The sequence below is a fragment of the Adhaeribacter terrigena genome (genome assembly GCF_016623615.1).
Lineage (GTDB): Bacteria > Bacteroidota > Bacteroidia > Cytophagales > Hymenobacteraceae > Adhaeribacter_A > Adhaeribacter_A terrigena.
The window spans coordinates 54711-71341 of the sequence record NZ_JAEHFX010000010.1 but is presented as its reverse complement, the minus strand read 5'-3'; the positions used below and the strand labels follow the sequence as shown (position 1 = coordinate 71341).

Here is a 16631-nt window from a genome sequence, read left to right as displayed (position 1 = left end):
GCAATTAATTGTTTGTTGTAAAATTGAATCTTTTACTCTTTAATTCAATTACTTAGCAATCTGATTTATTAACCCAAAGTGCAATTAACGTTCAATCTACTATGATGCAAAAGCTACCTTTTAAAAATTTAAAGAAACTCTTTAAATTAAGTCTTGCCGGAATAATTCCTATGCTTACCATGAACATGGCGGAAGCACAAACCGATTACATTTATAGGTCTATAAATTCGGGCGCTTGGAACAATACCAATACTTGGGCAAGAGCACACAAAAATACGCCTACTGTATTTACGGCTCTTGCACCGGGCGGAACTATTCCGAATAGAAATGCTGAGAACATTGAAATCAGCGATGGGCACACGGTAACGTATGACTATACTAACAATGTGGACCAGATCATTATTAAGCCAGGTGGCGTATTGGAGTTACCTTCCGGACAAAACATGAATGTCTATGTTGCTCCTTCCACCGACAGAATAGTGGTACAGGGCGTTGATGGCAAACAAGGGATTTTCAGGAATTATGGTGGCACGATCACCTATAAAAATCCTAGCAATGTTACGGTTTCTTCAAACTTTGAAGTAAACGCCTACGGAAAATACGAACACGTTTATAATGCAACGCTAGGAACAGTACCACTGGCTACCTGGGATGCAAATTCTGAGATTGAGTTCAAAATGACCGGCGTATTTTCAGGCCTGACATTAGCCGATTATCAAACCCGGGGATTTGCCCAGAATTTCGGTAATGTAAAATGGAATACCACCGGCAACACCAGTAATGTTGATCTGAGAGGTGTAATTACCAATGTGCAGGGTAACTTTGAAGTACTTTCAACGGGTACCGGTACGGCCGGCTCTTCGGGTTCTGCGCTTATTTTAAGCTCAAACGCCACTTATAACTTAAGTATTGGCAAGAATCTGATCGTTTCCGGTGGAAATGCCGATCTGGTTTTTGCTTCATCCGGTACGCCCAGCGGTGGTGTGTTTAACCTGACAATCGGAGAAGGCATGCAGGTTAAAAACGGAGGTGCATTCCGGAATAATAAAATTGCCACGCCATTAAATCTGCACTTTACCGGAACCGGCCTGCTGCAAAATACCTCTACTAACCATTTGTATAGTGCCAAATACATAATTGGTGCAAATGCTAATATTTCCCTGGGCTCCGACATTACTGTGCCTGAAGCGCAATCGGGTGGAGTTACTTCTACGTTCGATGTGAATGGTGCTCTGAACGCGAATGCTTATTCGTTCCTGGGTAACGGCGATTTTTCATTAAATAGCAGTGCCACGCTATCTATTGGGCATGCTTCGGGCATTACCACGGGTTCTACGGGCACCGTGAAAGTTGGTGGTACGCGCACTTTTTCACCATCAGCCAACTATATTTATAACGGAACAGTTGCCCAGTTTACCGGCAATGCTTTACCGGCTTCTATCAGCAAACTAAAAGTAAATAATGTAGCAGGCTTAAGATTGTCAGCACCGGTTTTAGTAACGGGTACTCTTGAAATGGCCGAGGGAATTATTACAGCCACTACTGCTAATAAACTTACCATGGCCAGCAATGCAACGGTAGTAATGCCGTCGTTAGATAAGGTAAGTTACGTGAGTGGTCCGATGGCCCACACGGTAGATATCAATAATTTTGATGATCTGATCGTGCTGAATTTCCCGATTGGCAAAAACGGCAAATACCGCCCGATCGAATTATCCGTTTTTCAACTCGACCCGATTTCAACCACCTACACAGCCGAGCAGTTTGAGCAGGCTTATACTTATCCTGCTAATGATTCCTTGCCATCTTCGATCGCCAATATCTCTAAGATTCGTTATTTCAAGATCGATAAGAGTACCAATGCAGACGTTACCGCGCAGATTAAGCTCATGTATGCTTCCGACGATATGGTTACCGACTATCAGAAGCTCACGATTGCCAAATACAACAGTGTAAATAAATGGGCTGATATTCTGGCTACTGCTTCTTCAGACGGAACCATTACTTCCGACTTTTTCGATAATTTCTCTGATTTCGTATTGGCCAACAAAAAAGGTGGTACTAACCCGCTTCCGGTAGAACTGTTGAGCTTTAAAGTTGCTGCCAAAGAAAACGCTACTGCTTTAACCTGGGAAACTGCTTCGGAGAAAAACAGCAGCCACTTCGAAATTGAGCGCAGTCACGATGCCCGCACCTTTGAAACCATTGGTACTGAAAAAGCTATGGGCAACAGCCAGACCTTTAAACGCTATGCTTTTGCCGATCAAAACCCGATGTCAGGAGTAGCTTATTACCGCCTGAAACAAGTTGACCTGGACGGTACTATTGCTTATTCGAAGATTGAACAGGTGAACCGAAATGCCAAAGCCCAGGATATCCAACTATATCCGAACCCAACGGCTGGCAGACTTTATCTTCAGACTTCAGCTGAAATCTCTAATGTTCGAATGCTGAACGTATTGGGCCAGGAGGTTTACAGTGCTAAAGAAAATATTCGTACAGGTTTTGATATCGCGCACTTGCCAAATGGTGTTTATCAGGTAATCATCGATTCAAATAACAAGACCATCAATCTTAAATTTTTGAAAGCAGGGTTTTAATAGCCTTTAAATAACATTCTTAAAAGCGCTCTATTTAGGGCGCTTTTTTTTTTGCGCTGAAAGCAGTGACAGGCTCGCCATAGCCTGTTCACATGCATAATTGTTATTTTCACCAATATTTCCTATAATTTAACACAGTCATAACAATTGTAAATATTTTTACAATTAAATTTGTAAAATGGTAAAATAAGCATAATTTTCTGTATCTTATTTAATGTTACTATTTGTTTGCATGCAAAAATTAATTTGAATTATATGGAGTACCTTTTACACAAGAGTTTTGCCCGTTTAAAACATAGCGTTTGGATAATGGGGTTGGTTTTTTGCTTAATGCCGCAAGTGGGATGGACGCAGTTGCTTATAAGTAGTTCTTCTCCAGTTAACCAGAATTTTAATGGGCTTGGAAATACTGCTACTGCTGCTTTACCAGCAGGCTTTAAATTTTCTAATACTTCAAATACCTCTTTCACCGGTACAACTACATCAAATACAACAGTCTCTGCTGGTACTAGCGGGACTGGTATAATTAATACTGCCTCTGGGGATTATAATTTTGCTAATGGTGTTAATTCTTCATCTACAGATCGAGCAATAGGTTTTCTTACAAGTGGATCAGTTTCATCTCCACGGCATATTTTAGTTCAGGTAAAAAATACAACCGGATCTACTATCCAAGACTTAAACATAAACTTTGATATTGAAAAATACCGTTCCGGTACCCGAGCTTTTGACTGGAATTTCTACGTTAGTACAGATGGTATAAATTGGATAGCTCAATCTGGTGGGGACCAAAATTTTCCAGCAGATGCCAACATTACCACTGTATATAATCCTCCAGTTTCAGTTTCAAAAAATGTTACTTTAACTAGTGTAAACATTGTTAATGATGCATTTTATTATTTAAGGTGGTCTCACGTAGGAAATGGCGGTAGTTCAAATGGTCAGGCTTTAGGCTTAGATAATTTGGTGTTAACTCCAACTTTAGCGCCTATAAACGCAAATTCCTCAGAGTCGAATATTATTGCAAATTCCACCTTCACCTACCCAACCGACATCAATTATGCCTCAAATACAGGCAATGATGTTTTAGCTTCGCATCCGGAGATTTTTAAATTTGATATTCAGGATGGGGGTAATGATTTAATGGATCCGGATCAGGTGGGAACAATCGTAAATTCCCTGACTTTTGCAGTTTCAAATGCCAGCGTTTTTGAAAGAATAGCCCTTTATGATGGCACTTCTGAACTTGCGGAGGTTCCCGCCGGCGCAACCATTACTTTTTCAAACTTAAATATTGCTGCAGCAGATGAGAGCGCTAAATCTTTAAGTTTAAGAGCTACTTATAAAACTACTGTAATTGATAATACCCAATTCTCTTTTACCATATCCGGAACTACTACCAATGCAGCAGGATCTAATTTTGTCGCTGCAAATGCCGGAGCAGCCACCAGTTCAATAACAGGTGATAACAATCGAATAGAAGTTACCGCTTCCCAGCTTAAATTTGTGCAGCAACCACCGGCTACGGTCTCAACCAATACCACAATTACGCCGGCCGTAACCATAGAGGCAACCGATGCCAACGGGAACCGCGATCTGGATTTCGTTACTGCGGTGGAAGTTGCCGCTTCAGGCGCGGCTTTAACGGGTTCGCTGGTTTCAGCAACACCGGCCAGTGGGCTTGCCACTTTTTCTGGCCTTACTTTTACCACGGCAGGAACTGGAGTTACGCTTGCCGCAAGCCGCAGCATAAGTAACGATTGGACAATAAATAGCAGTCCTTTTGATGTAACTACGCCGGCACCGGTAATGACTTTTAAGCAGGGAAGTAATACCATTACTAACGGGGGGGGCTATACATTCGGAACTGCCTTGGTGGTTGGTTCAACCACTGGAACTCCAATTAGTTTTACCATTGGCAATACCGGGAATGCCAATCTAACAACTATAGCTGCTTCCATAACCGGCGATTTTGAAATTACAGCAAGTCCGGCAAGTTCAGTTCCAGTTGGAAGTACTACTACCACTGTTAGCGTTCGTTTTAAGCCAACTGCAGCAGGAGTACGTACCGGTTCCCTAACTATAACCAGCAGCGATCCTTCGCAAAGCCCTTATGTGATTAACTTAACGGGAACCGGAACGCCGAATTCAGCCTCTGATATCGTGGCAACTACCGGTTTTACTTATCCAACCAATATCGATTACCGGCTTTACCAGGCGGCATCGATCAATTCCTTATCCGATGGCTTAGCCGTTTATGGTTTTACCGTTCGCGATGGTGGCGGTGCGACGGACGCTGATGATGTTGCTACTACAGTTTCGGCACTTACTTTTAGCTCCGTTTCAGGAACGACCAATATTCAGGCTGCAGCTCTATTTAAAGGAAATATCTTAGTAAGTAACGCAGGTGCGGCAAGCGGAAATACCATTGTATTTACCGGTTTGCCAACCACCGGAGCCAACGCCATTTCGGCAGCAGATGGCAGTACTGAAGATGTAACCTTGGTTTTAACGTTCAAAAATTCTGTTACTGATAACGCTCAGTTACAGTTTACCATTACCAATGGGAATGCTACAACTGTTTCGGGAAATACTTCTTCCGCTTTCAAAACCTTCAGCCTCTCTTCTCCTGTGGCAGGCGGCGAAAATAAAATTATTGTTGCAGGCACCACGTTAAGATTTGTACAACAGCCACCTTTGTCTGTGGCTTCCAATACCAATATATCGCCGGCGGTTACGCTAGAAATAGTTGATGGTAATAATAACCGCGATCTGGATGGCACCGTTTCCATAACGGCTACCGGCGCCACGCTTACTGGAAGTCCTTTAACTGCAACCGCCAATGCTTCTGGTTTATTTTCTTTCGGTACTATAAAATTCAGTACCACAGGCACCGGTGTAACGCTATCTGCCTTGATCTCAAACCCGAGCCTGAGCGCAACTAGTAACCCATTTGATGTAACTCTTGGGCCAGATCAATTTGTATACCGTTCCAGAAACTCAGGTAACTGGAACAACATTGCTACTGGCAGCGAAACCTGGGAAAGATCTTTAGATGGTATTAGCTGGCTTCCTGTAACCAATGCCTCAGATTTACCTTCAGATGCAGCAGGTGCCATTACCGTAATGAATCCGCATGAAGTTATTGTAACTGCTAATGTAGCGGCAGATGAGCTTACGGTGCAGTCAGGCGGTATATTAACCATTAATTCCGGGGTAGATTTAACGCTTGCAGATGGTAATGGTACCGATTTGCTGATTAGCGGAACAGTTAAAGTTACTGGTTCATTAACTTTAACAGCGGCCTCAGAAGTGATTGTAAACGGTACTATGCGCAAATCCGGAACACTAAATTCAACCTCTAATCCGATCTTTTTTAATGCAGGTTCTTATTATAAACATGAGCCTTCATCTGGTTTTGGAGTTATCCCAACTGCAAACTGGAATGCCGGTTCAACGGTAGAAATTCTAACGATAAATAATATTGGTTCTGGTTCGGCAGGTTTAGGATTAACCCAAAGCTTTGGTAATTTTATCTGGAACTGTTCTACTCAGGGAACCACCATGAATTTAACGGGCTTTTTACCTACCAGAATTAAAGGGAATTTTGAAGTTCAAAACACAAATGGTAGAGAACTGAGATTGTCAGGCAATGCAAGTTATTCCTTGACCATCGATGGAGATTTAACCGTCTCCAGCAACACAACTTTAAATGCAAGTAATGGTGGGTCAGGGTCATATGTTGTAAGTTTGGGTGGTAATTTGCAAGTGCTGGGTACATTTAAACAAGACAATGGTGGAAATCCTGTAGCTTTTACTTTTACAGGGACAAATAAATCGATCAATATCAGTTCAGTAAATACGAATAGTTTGATTAACTGGACTATTGCATCAAATGCGCAGCTAAACTTAGCTTCCGACTTTTTAGTAGCAACAGGTCGTAGCTTAATAGTTAACGGACACTTAAATACCGATAATTTTACAGTAGCTGGCGCCGGAACTTTTACTTTAGCTAATGGAGCAACCTTGGGAATTGGCTCGGCCAATGGTATTACTCCTCTGGGAACTCCAAGTGGAAACATTTTGGTTACTACAGCCCGGAACTATAACACCAACGCAAATTATATTTACAACGGCACAACGGCTCAGAATTCCGGTAACGGATTACCAAATGCTTTCGCCAGCTTAACGATAAATAACCCGAATGGCGTAACCTTGAATAAAAACGTTGAAGTTTCTACGCTAACCTTAAACCAGGGTAAATTAATTACTACTACTAATTTGCTTACCATTCCAGCTACTGGTTCTGTTTTATCGCCTGAGTCTGCTACCAGTTTCGTGCATGGTCCATTGGCTTATAAAGTTACCGCACCAAAGCTTCTGAACTTCCCGATTGGAAAGGGTGCTAATGGCCGACCAATTGAACTCAACATCCAATCGCAGGGAACGGGTGAAAATATTTACACTGCCGAACAGATCGAGCAAGCCTTTGTACCGAATGATACCACCATGGCTACCGGAGTGAAAAATATCTCAAAGATCCGCTATTTCAATATTACAAAAACCGGTACAGCAAGAGTGACGGCAAAAGTACAGCTTACTTACGCTACGGACGATGTAGTAACCGATCCCGCTAAACTTACCATTGTGAAATACAGCAACGGCGCTAACCCCATAAACCTGAATGCCATTGCAAACCCTACAGCTAACGGTGGAACGATCGTTTCAGATACGTTCTCTACTTTCTCCGATTTCATGCTTGGTAGTTTAAAACGTGGTGTTAACCCGCTACCCGTAGAATTACTAAGCTTCACGGCTAAAGCGAAAGAAAACGCTACTGCTTTAACCTGGGAAACTGCTTCGGAGAAGAACAGCAGCCACTTCGAAATTGAGCGCAGCCACGATGCCCGTAACTTCGAAACCATTGGTACTGAAAAAGCTATAGGCAACAGCCAGACCTTAAAACGCTATGCTTTCACCGATCAAAACCCGATGTCAGGAGTAGCTTATTACCGCCTGAAACAAGTTGACCTGGATGGAACCATTGTTTATTCGAAGATCGAACAGGTGAACCGAAATACCAAAGCCCTCGATATCCACCTATATCCGAACCCGACGGCTGGTAACCTGACGATCAGTTTGCCCGAAACTGGCGAAACTGAAGTTAAAGTAATGAACGTATTGGGGCAGGTTGTTGGATTAAAAAAGATCGTCAATACCAAAACAGTTGAACTGGACCTTACGCATTTACCAGCGGGTACTTACCAGGTTATGATCGTAACAGATAAAACGCAATTCCTGAAGAAGGTGATAAAAACTGCCAGATAAAACGGTAGGATAATTGCTTAAAAAAGTCGAAAGCCCGGTACGTTATAGTACCGGGCTTTTTGTTTGGGATTAATTATTCACATTATAATAACATAGAAGGAACTTATTTAGGCTTGTCTTCATTTGATGCTTTGAATTTAAATTTAACATCTAAGGTATGAAGAAGTTCCAGGTAAAATTCATAGTAAAGCATCCGGCATTAGTTTTCCTTGCATTTGTGCTGAATTTCAGTGTATCAGCGCAGAATATTACCACAAAGTTAGATGATTTTAACCGGGTAAATTCGCTTGTTTTAGCAACTCCCTCCAGCGGCGGCACTACCCCTTGGCAGGAAACTGAAACCGCCGGCGCAAACGATTACCGCGCCCGGATCGAAAACAACATGCTTGTTCTGGGCAGCTTCAACAATGCCGCTGTTGGTTCTTCGGGCCTGGAGCAGGTTTCTTTCGACGCCTCCAACAGGTACGCGACTGTTTTTAACCAGGCCTCTTCGGAACTGACCTGGGCATTTAACTTCCGGCAGAGCCGCAGCGGAACATCCGGATTCGGGGCAACTACCTACGGCATAGCATATATTTTAGGCGCAACCAAAGCAAATTTTAATGATCCCGATGCCAGTGGCTATGCGATCATCATCGGAAATGCCAATTCGCCTGACCCGGTAAAACTGGTACGGTTCAAAAACGGCCTCGCGGCTAATTCCAATATCACCACTATTTTAGCTTCTGCTGAGATCCTGGAAACAGCATATTACAGCGTGAAAGTTAGCTTCGAGCCCTGCTCTAAAACATGGAGCCTGCAAGTGCGAAACGATAACGGGGTTTTTGCTGATCCGATTTCCATTTCAACGCCTGCGCTTACCGTTACGGATCAAACCTATACCAGCTTAAACCTGAATTTTACAGGCGCCGCTTATAACCATGGAACAGCCAACGTAACGGCTTATTTCGATAATTTTTACGTTCCTGCTGCGCCTGCGCTGTCAGTTATCATTTACAACTGGAATGGTTCCGTTTCTACCGATTTTTTAGATCCGGCCAACTGGAACCCGATCCGCAATTGTGTTCGGGCAATTGATATATTGAATTTTAACGCAGGAGGGAATGTATTGCTCAGTAATGTAACTACGCAGGAAGTTGGACAGATACAGGTTTCTAATAATACCAATTTAACCCTGAAGGCCGCAACCGGAGCAACGCAAACATTAACTTTAGCGGGCGGAAATTCTACTGATCTGGTGGTTGGAACCGGCAGCAGCCTCATTATTGATAGCAACGATCCGTTAGAGCTTTGTTTAAGAACCGGTGCAACTGCCTCTATTTCCGGGGCCGTGATATTCCAGAATACCGCTGCCAACCTGGGCCGGGCTCACCGCTTGCTGGCGGCTGATGCAAATGCTATCATTTTTGAAAACGGTAGCCTGTTCCTCGCTAAAAACCTGACTGGCGAACCATTCGGAAATAGCGGTACCTCTAATGGTGTAATCTTTAAGGCAACTTCCACTTATATTTCGAAAGATGGCGCGAGTCCCTTCGGTCTGGCATCCCCAAATTCCAAAGTTGTTTTTGAAACCGGTAGTTTATACAAGCATGAACAAACCGGCACGATCCCCAAATTAGATGGCCGGATCTATGCTGATTTTGAGCTGAACGTAGTGGGAAACGTGGCAATAAATTTTGGTACCAGCGCCGCCACTACTACCCGTATCGATAATTTCACGATCAGCAGCGGCAACATGAACATTACCTTGGCCAGCGGAAACACAGCTTTACCAATGCAGATCAGGGGAAACATAGTCGTCGCTTCAGGCGCTGCCTTTAACTATACCCCAGCGGCAACGGCCAATGCTTCTTTGCTTACCTTTAACGGAAACAGGAAGCAGCAAATTTCAGGAAATATAAACCTGGGCACTTTTGCGAATCTTGAGATAAATAACCCGGCTGGCTTAGAATTAACGACGCCGCTCACTATAAATGGTAATCTGCATTTTACGCAAGGCAACATCAACTTAAACCCGGCCGCTACGATGATATTTGCCGATAATGCCACAACTTCCGGCGCTTCGAATCTGAGCTATGTAAATGGAAAGGTCTATAAGACCGGCAACGATGCCTTCACTTTTCCGGTCGGCAAAAGTGGCTTTTATGCTCCCCTTGCCATTTCGGCGTCTTTAAATAGCACCGATCAGTACGCAGCCGAATATTTTTTAACAAATCCGAAAGAGCAGTTTGGCACATCTATTGGCGATTCGCTGGTACAGGTTTCAGATTCGGAATATTGGGATCTGGAACGCGTTTGGGGTAATTCTGAAGTAAAAGTAACGCTGAGCTACGATGCCGCCCGCAGCACTTACGTGCCCAATCCCCAGGATCTGCGCATCGCGCATTTTAAAAACAACAGCGTTTGGGTAAATGAAGGGCTAGCCGTTGCAGGCACCACTCCAGGTTACTCCTTATATTCTACCCGAACAAATCAGACCTCCTTCAGCCCGTTTACTTTCGGCACAATTTCCGGGAATAGCCCGTTACCAGTATCGTTGGTGAGTTTTGTGGGGCAGGCAGCATCCGAAACCGTGAATTTAACCTGGCAAACCGCTTCTGAAGTTAATAACGACCGTTTTGAGATCGAGCGCAGCCTAAACGGGAAGGAATTTGAAAAAATTGGGGAAGTAAGCGGGCAGGGTACCAGCAGCGCCGCCAAACGCTATGCTTTCACCGATAAAAACCCCTACACCCAACTGCTCTATTACCGGCTAAAACAGATCGATTTTGATGGCAGTTTTACCTACTCCAAAATTGTAACGGTAATGCGTAAGGCAGAAAATCATCTTGGTATTTATCCGAACCCTGCCCAACATATCATTCGGGTTTCAGTTGGTTGTCTTGTAAATGCCGGTCAGCTACAAATATTAAATCCCCTCGGACAAACTGTAAAAACTTTACGCATAAATGATCGGGAAGCTGAAATGCAGGTTGATATTGCTGATTTGCCAGCGGGTACATACTTCCTGAAAACTGATCTGAATATCCCTGCTATTCGTTTCATCAAGATAAATTAATAGCTTGGTGTATGGTTTGAAGTTTATGTTAAGTTGATTGACCGGTTAAGTTTGAGGGGCAGCGTATTTGTTAACAAAATAAGTTCTTTATATTACAATTCTTATATCCTATCAAAAACCGGCATTCAGGTTTAGCCGAATTTAGCGATGCCCGTAATAAGACCTAAACAAACTTATTGAACCACAATCCATTAACCTAACTGAGCTATGATAGTCGCTACTTGTATTTTCGCCCTTACCGCCGCCCTGATGTTTGTATGTGAAATGCCTACACACGAACGGGATGTCTAAATCTTAAGTATGGCTAATTTGCATTAGCCGCTCAATAATAAAGCAATAACGCTTGTAGTCAACTGATTACAAGCGTTATTGCTTTTAAAATGGTATGGTTTTTACCGGGAAAAGTATCTTGTTTGCTACTGAATAACCGTATATTAATTTCTTAAATCAAAAAACAAAACTGTTTAGAGAAACAAAACCACACTCGGCTGAATAAATACAGATAACAGTTAAAGTAAAAAGCCCTTTCCTGAACGCAGGAAAGGGCTTTTTACTTTAAAGCGGTATGCTTTTACACAGAAAAACTGTCGCCGCAACCGCAGGTACGGGAGGCGTTCGGGTTATTGAAGTAGAAGCCTTTGCCATTCAGGCCATCGGAGAAATCGAGTTCGGTGCCGGCCAGGTACAGGAAGCTTTTCATGTCTACCACTACCTTTACGCCTTTATCTTCAAACTCCTGATCCATCGGCCGGACTTCATCGTCGAAATCGAGCTGGTAGGAGAGGCCGGAACAGCCACCACCAGCTACGGAAGCCCGAAGACGAAAGGTGTCGTCCAGATTGGTGTCTTTCTTCAGCTTTTCTACTTTTTCTTTGGCTTTATCGGAAACGGTTATCATAGTCGTTGTTCGTTATTCATTGCTCGTTGTTCGATAAATAAACAAAAAGCGCCCTTTATTAATTCCTTACGTTTGGCAGTATGGTACTAAAAACCGATGCCAGCACTACCACGCGAAGTCTGAATGAATCTGACTGAAACATTAAAAATAAAACTTAAAGCTAAGAGGTCGGGTTCAGCACCACACTAAAAACAGTAATGGTGGCTATATCCCGGCCGTAATATAATTTATCTAAAGCGCTGTAAACGTTAGCCGCCCGGAAATACGAAGTGTTCAGTTCTTTTTCGCCGCGCGCAATCCACTGGATCGTAAAACTGCTTTCCTTGTCGCGGTAGTTCTGCACGTAATCCCACATTTTGCGCAACGCTTCCAGTTTATTCAAACCGATTTCAGAATGAAACAGGAACGACTGGCTGTGTCGCGGGTTTACAGTGATCAGGTCCAGCCGCGTGCGACCTTCAAGTTCCCGGTACTCGAACAGCAAGGTTGAGCTGTTCATGCCCAGGTAATTCATGATCTGGTCTTGCAGGCGAACGATTTCCGCCCGAACGTCAGAAGTAACTTCCATTTCAGGTAAGTTTTAGGTGATAATTAAATTCAGAAAAGAATTCAAAAAAAACGTCATCCTGAACGATAGTGAAGGAGCTTATCAGTGTCCAGTAGAAAGTTTACTACTAAATCAAACAAGGTCCTTCGCCACGGCTCAGGATGACAAATAGTTATTAGTGGTGCGATTTCGGCATCTCGATCGGCTCCAGGCCGTTCTTCACGCGGTAATCGTTGATCGCAGACTTAATTGCATCTTCAGCCAATACAGAGCAGTGAATTTTAACCGGCGGCAAAGCCAGTTCTTCCACAATTTCCATGTTGTCAATAGTTAACGCTTCGTCAACGCTTTTGCCTTTCAGCCACTCGGTAGCCAAAGAAGAAGAAGCGATTGCCGAACCGCAACCAAAGGTTTTGAATTTCGCGTCGGTAATGATCTGGTTTTCGTCCACTTCGATCTGCAGGCGCATTACGTCGCCGCACTCAGGAGCCCCAACTAAACCGGTACCAACACTTTTTTTGCTTTTATCCAGCGTACCTACGTTACGCGGGTTGCTGTAATGGTCAATAACTTTATCTGAATAAGCCATTTTGCTTTTTTTAATTAATAATGAATAATTAACAATTAATAATCTTTCAATAATTCCGAATCAATAACGAATGCGTTTTAAGGACATTTCTAATTATTAATTCTTAATTTTTAATTAATCTCTTAGTGTTCTGCCCACTCGATGCTTTCCAGGTCAATGCCTTCTTTGAACATCTCCCAAAGCGGCGACATTTCGCGGAGCTTGGTTACTGCTTCTTTAACGTGCGCAATTGCGAAATCAACTTCTTCTTCGGTCGTGAAACGGCTCAGGCCGAAACGCAGGGAAGAATGCGCCAAATCGTCGCTCATACCCATTGCTTTTAATACGTAGCTTGGTTCCAAAGAAGCTGAAGTACAGGCAGATCCGGAAGAAACGGCTAAGTCTTTAATACCCATCATCAGGCCTTCGCCTTCAACGTATTTAAAGGAAATATTGCTTACGTGCGGCAAACGGCTTTCTTTCGAACCATTCAGGTACGATTCTTCCATTTTCAGGAGTTCGGTTTCCAGTTTCTCGCGCAGCTTTAAGATGCGGGCTGTATCGGATTCCATTTCGTTTTTGCACAGCTCGCAAGCTTTGCCTAAACCTACAATGCCAGGAACGTTCAGGGTACCGGAACGCATGCCGCGCTCGTGGCCACCGCCGTCCATCTGGGCGGTAACTTTAACCCGTGGGTTTTTCCGACGAACATACAAAGCACCAACGCCTTTCGGGCCGTACATTTTATGCGCCGAGAAAGCCATCAGGTCAATGCCGTCAGCCTCCACATCAACCGGAACTTTACCAACCGCTTGGGTGGCATCGGACATAAACAGTACGCCGTGTTTGCGGGCAATGGCAGAAATTTCGCGGATCGGCTGGATCACGCCTACTTCGTTGTTACCGAACATGATCGAGATCAGGATGGTTTGCGGCGTAATGGCAGCTTCCAGTTCTTTCAGATCGATCAGGCCTTTTTCGTCAACTTTCAGGTAAGTTACCTTGCCACCCAGTTTTTCGATGTGCTTACAGCTATCCAGAACGGCTTTGTGCTCAGTAACGGCGGTAATAATGTGGTTACCTTTCGAGGCGTACATTTCGAAAACGCCTTTAATAGCCAGGTTATCGGCTTCGGTAGCGCCCGAGGTAAAGATGATCTCTTTCGGGTTACAGTTGATCAACGCGGCGATCTGCTCGCGGGCATAATCTACGGCTTCTTCGGCGTTCCAGCCAAAAGCGTGGTTGCGCGAAGCCGCGTTACCGAATTTTTCGGAAAAGTAAGGGAGCATCGCTTCCAGCACGCGCGGATCCATCGGCGTGGTAGCGTTGTTGTCCAGGTATATCGGGAATTTCAGCATAATTGCTAATATGTGGTTACGTATCTATATTTTTACCGCCTAAAGAACAACATTGGCGGCTCTTTAGTTTAGTAGCCGCAAAATTACTAAAATAGATTCAATATAAATAATATGAAAAACCTCGAACACATTGGCATCGCCGTAAAAGATTTTGCCGCCGCCAACGCTTTATTCACCAAACTGCTGAACGCGGAGCCTTATAAAATGGAAGAAGTGCTTTCTGAAGGCGTAAATACATCCTTTTTCCGGATGGGCGAAGCGAAGATCGAGCTGCTGGAAGGCTTAACCCCGGACAGCGCCATTACCAAGTTCCTGGAGAAAAAAGGCGAAGGCATTCATCACTTGGCTTTCGAGGTTGAAGATATTTACGCCGAAATGGAACGGTTAAGGGCCGAAGGCTTTACCTTACTGAACGAACAACCCAAACGCGGCGCCGATAACAAACTGGTTTGCTTCGTGCATCCGAAAACGGCGAACGGGGTTTTGGTGGAGTTGTGCCAGGAGATTAAGTAAATTGTTGAATTGCTTAATGGTTAAATTGTTGATCGGGTTTTTAGGCTGAAAAGGATAGCTTTATTTGTGTCTTTTCCTTTTTCGTCATTCCGAGCGAAGCCGAGGAAACTTATGGTGCTTTTAGTCTTAATAAGATTTCTATAAAATATTTAAAAACCAATTAGAGCTATCTTTATATGATGAAAAAGCTGTTTTTAATTTCAGGGGTCCTTTTAACTCTAATTTCGTGTCAGAATAATGAAGATAGTGATTCAATTACCAAATTTGTTGTTTTAGAATCACAAAACACACTTAATAATCTAACCTCTTACATTTATAAGGCAGTTAAGAAAGAAGGTAATAGATCTTCAGATCTTAGAGTTTTAGCATATTCACAGAAACTTGAAAGTTTAAGAGATAGTGTTGTTAAAGAGCACAATAGAGAAAGTTTACTTGCGTATTCAGATACAGTTTCTAATTCCTATAATCAAATTTTTGATGAAGGAGGTCAAATTTCGAAACAACTAATAAGAAATAAGCAATTAGTTTTAAATTCATCTGATACATTAAATCACCTTGATCTATTTTTCTGGACTTTAAAGGCTGAAGAAGCAATTCAAACTGAATTGGCTACAAAAGTCGGAAGTACAACCGATTATTTTATGCCTTTATGGGTAGGAAAGAAAATAGAGTTATTTCTAAATGGTGAAAATTTTAAAGTTGGCGACGCTGTATATGCTACTTTTCAAGTGTCAAACGATAAAATAAATACTTTAGAATTTAATTTTGATAGCTTAGTTGTTAAACATACAATCTCAAAGGAAAGAATACCTCGTGCTATTATAAAATCAGGGCCAATTTTTATTATACGGACTGTACCAAATCAGTTGGAAAAGTTTTCCATTGAGGGGAAAATAAAAGTTGTTGATTATTCTGGTCGTGAATGGAATCATTATCTAACTGAAACTTTCACTGTAAATTAGAGTGTTTTCCTTCCCTATAGGTTTCCTCAACTTCGCTCGGAATGACGTCAAAATCTCAATCTTACCTTTCCGCCAAATTCCCTTCAACCACCACCAAATTCTTCCGTATCCAAACCCAAAACGAGCTAAAACGATGAGCAAAGAAATAAAAGAAATTCAGCGGGTAGTAGACGAGCTTTTGGTCGGCAACGTGATCTTGTACCCGACCGATACGGTTTGGGGCATTGGCTGCGATGCGGAAAATGCGGCGGCGGTAAAAAAGGTTTTCCAGGTAAAAGAACGCCCGGAAGATAAACCGTTTATTCTGCTGGTAGCGGACGTGGAAATGCTGAAGCGCTACGTGAAAAACCTGCCCGAAAACTTTGAACGCCATCTGGAAAACCAGGAACGGCCTACCACCTTCATTTTTTCTGAAACCCAGAATTTGCCTCCGGAAGTGCTGGCCAACGATGGCAGCGTAGCCATAAGAATTCCAAACGATGAATTTTGTCACCGGCTGACGCGGCAATTTGAACGGGCCATTGTTTCTACTTCGGCTAATATGAGCGGCGAACAAACCAGCGGCAGTTTTTCGGGCATTCCGGAGAGCATTAAACAGAAAGTAGACTACGTGGTAACCTGGCGCCAGGAAGAGGAAATTACCGCCCAGCCTTCAAGAATCGTGCAATTGCACCCAGACGGCAGTCTAAAAGTGATCCGGGAATAGTTTTTTGCCCGATTTCGCTACCGTTTTTTGAGTAGTTTTGCAGTCAGAATAAAGAAAGTTTTTCTTTTTTAATTTATCTGGTCATCCCGAGCG

At 43.2% G+C, this 16631-nt stretch carries 10 protein-coding genes; 6 read left to right on the top strand and 4 right to left on the bottom strand.

Features of this window, described 5'->3' with window-relative positions; translation table 11 throughout:
- The first annotated feature begins 170 nt into the window (after positions 1-170).
- The 3 genes from I5M27_RS16520 to I5M27_RS16510 all read left to right on the top strand — a co-directional run bounded on the left by I5M27_RS16520 (position 171) and on the right by I5M27_RS16510 (position 10986).
- A complete protein-coding gene (locus tag I5M27_RS16520) occupies positions 171-2600 on the top strand; it encodes a T9SS type A sorting domain-containing protein (RefSeq protein ID WP_200507440.1) in 2430 nt (809 codons plus the stop codon).
- 966 nt (positions 2601-3566) lie between these two features.
- Positions 3567-7928 carry a T9SS type A sorting domain-containing protein gene (locus I5M27_RS18840; RefSeq protein ID WP_200507439.1) on the top strand — a complete coding sequence of 1454 codons (4362 nt, stop codon included), beginning with the start codon at positions 3567-3569 and terminating at the stop codon, positions 7926-7928.
- A 157-nt stretch (positions 7929-8085) separates the two neighbouring features.
- A complete protein-coding gene (locus I5M27_RS16510) occupies positions 8086-10986 on the top strand; it encodes a T9SS type A sorting domain-containing protein (protein ID WP_200507438.1) in 2901 nt (966 codons plus the stop codon).
- Positions 10987-11557: 571 nt separating this feature from the next.
- Here the strand turns inward: I5M27_RS16510 and I5M27_RS16505 are convergent.
- The 4 genes from I5M27_RS16505 to I5M27_RS16490 form a co-directional block, all read right to left on the bottom strand.
- The gene (locus tag I5M27_RS16505) at positions 11558-11884 is read right to left on the bottom strand and encodes a HesB/IscA family protein (protein ID WP_200507437.1); all 327 of its coding nucleotides are present in this window, start codon (positions 11882-11884) and stop codon (positions 11558-11560) included.
- Positions 11885-12044: 160 nt separating this feature from the next.
- A complete protein-coding gene (locus tag I5M27_RS16500; protein WP_200507436.1) occupies positions 12045-12452 on the bottom strand; it encodes a hypothetical protein in 408 nt (135 codons plus the stop codon).
- Positions 12453-12606: 154 nt separating this feature from the next.
- On the bottom strand, positions 12607-13020 hold the full coding sequence (gene iscU, locus I5M27_RS16495) for a Fe-S cluster assembly scaffold IscU (protein ID WP_200507435.1): 414 nt from the start codon (positions 13018-13020) through the stop codon (positions 12607-12609).
- A 122-nt stretch (positions 13021-13142) separates the two neighbouring features.
- The gene (locus I5M27_RS16490) at positions 13143-14357 is read right to left on the bottom strand and encodes an IscS subfamily cysteine desulfurase (protein WP_317193612.1); all 1215 of its coding nucleotides are present in this window, start codon (positions 14355-14357) and stop codon (positions 13143-13145) included.
- A gap of 111 nt (positions 14358-14468) precedes the next feature.
- Between I5M27_RS16490 and mce the strand changes: the two genes are divergently transcribed.
- From mce to I5M27_RS16475, 3 genes are all read left to right on the top strand, one after another.
- On the top strand, positions 14469-14870 hold the full coding sequence (gene mce, locus I5M27_RS16485; RefSeq protein ID WP_200507434.1) for a methylmalonyl-CoA epimerase: 402 nt from the start codon (positions 14469-14471) through the stop codon (positions 14868-14870).
- 179 nt (positions 14871-15049) lie between these two features.
- Positions 15050-15832, top strand: coding sequence for a hypothetical protein (locus I5M27_RS16480; protein ID WP_200507433.1), 783 nt, complete (start codon positions 15050-15052; stop codon positions 15830-15832).
- A 133-nt stretch (positions 15833-15965) separates the two neighbouring features.
- A complete protein-coding gene (locus tag I5M27_RS16475; RefSeq protein ID WP_200507432.1) occupies positions 15966-16538 on the top strand; it encodes an L-threonylcarbamoyladenylate synthase in 573 nt (190 codons plus the stop codon).
- Positions 16539-16631 lie beyond the last annotated feature (93 nt).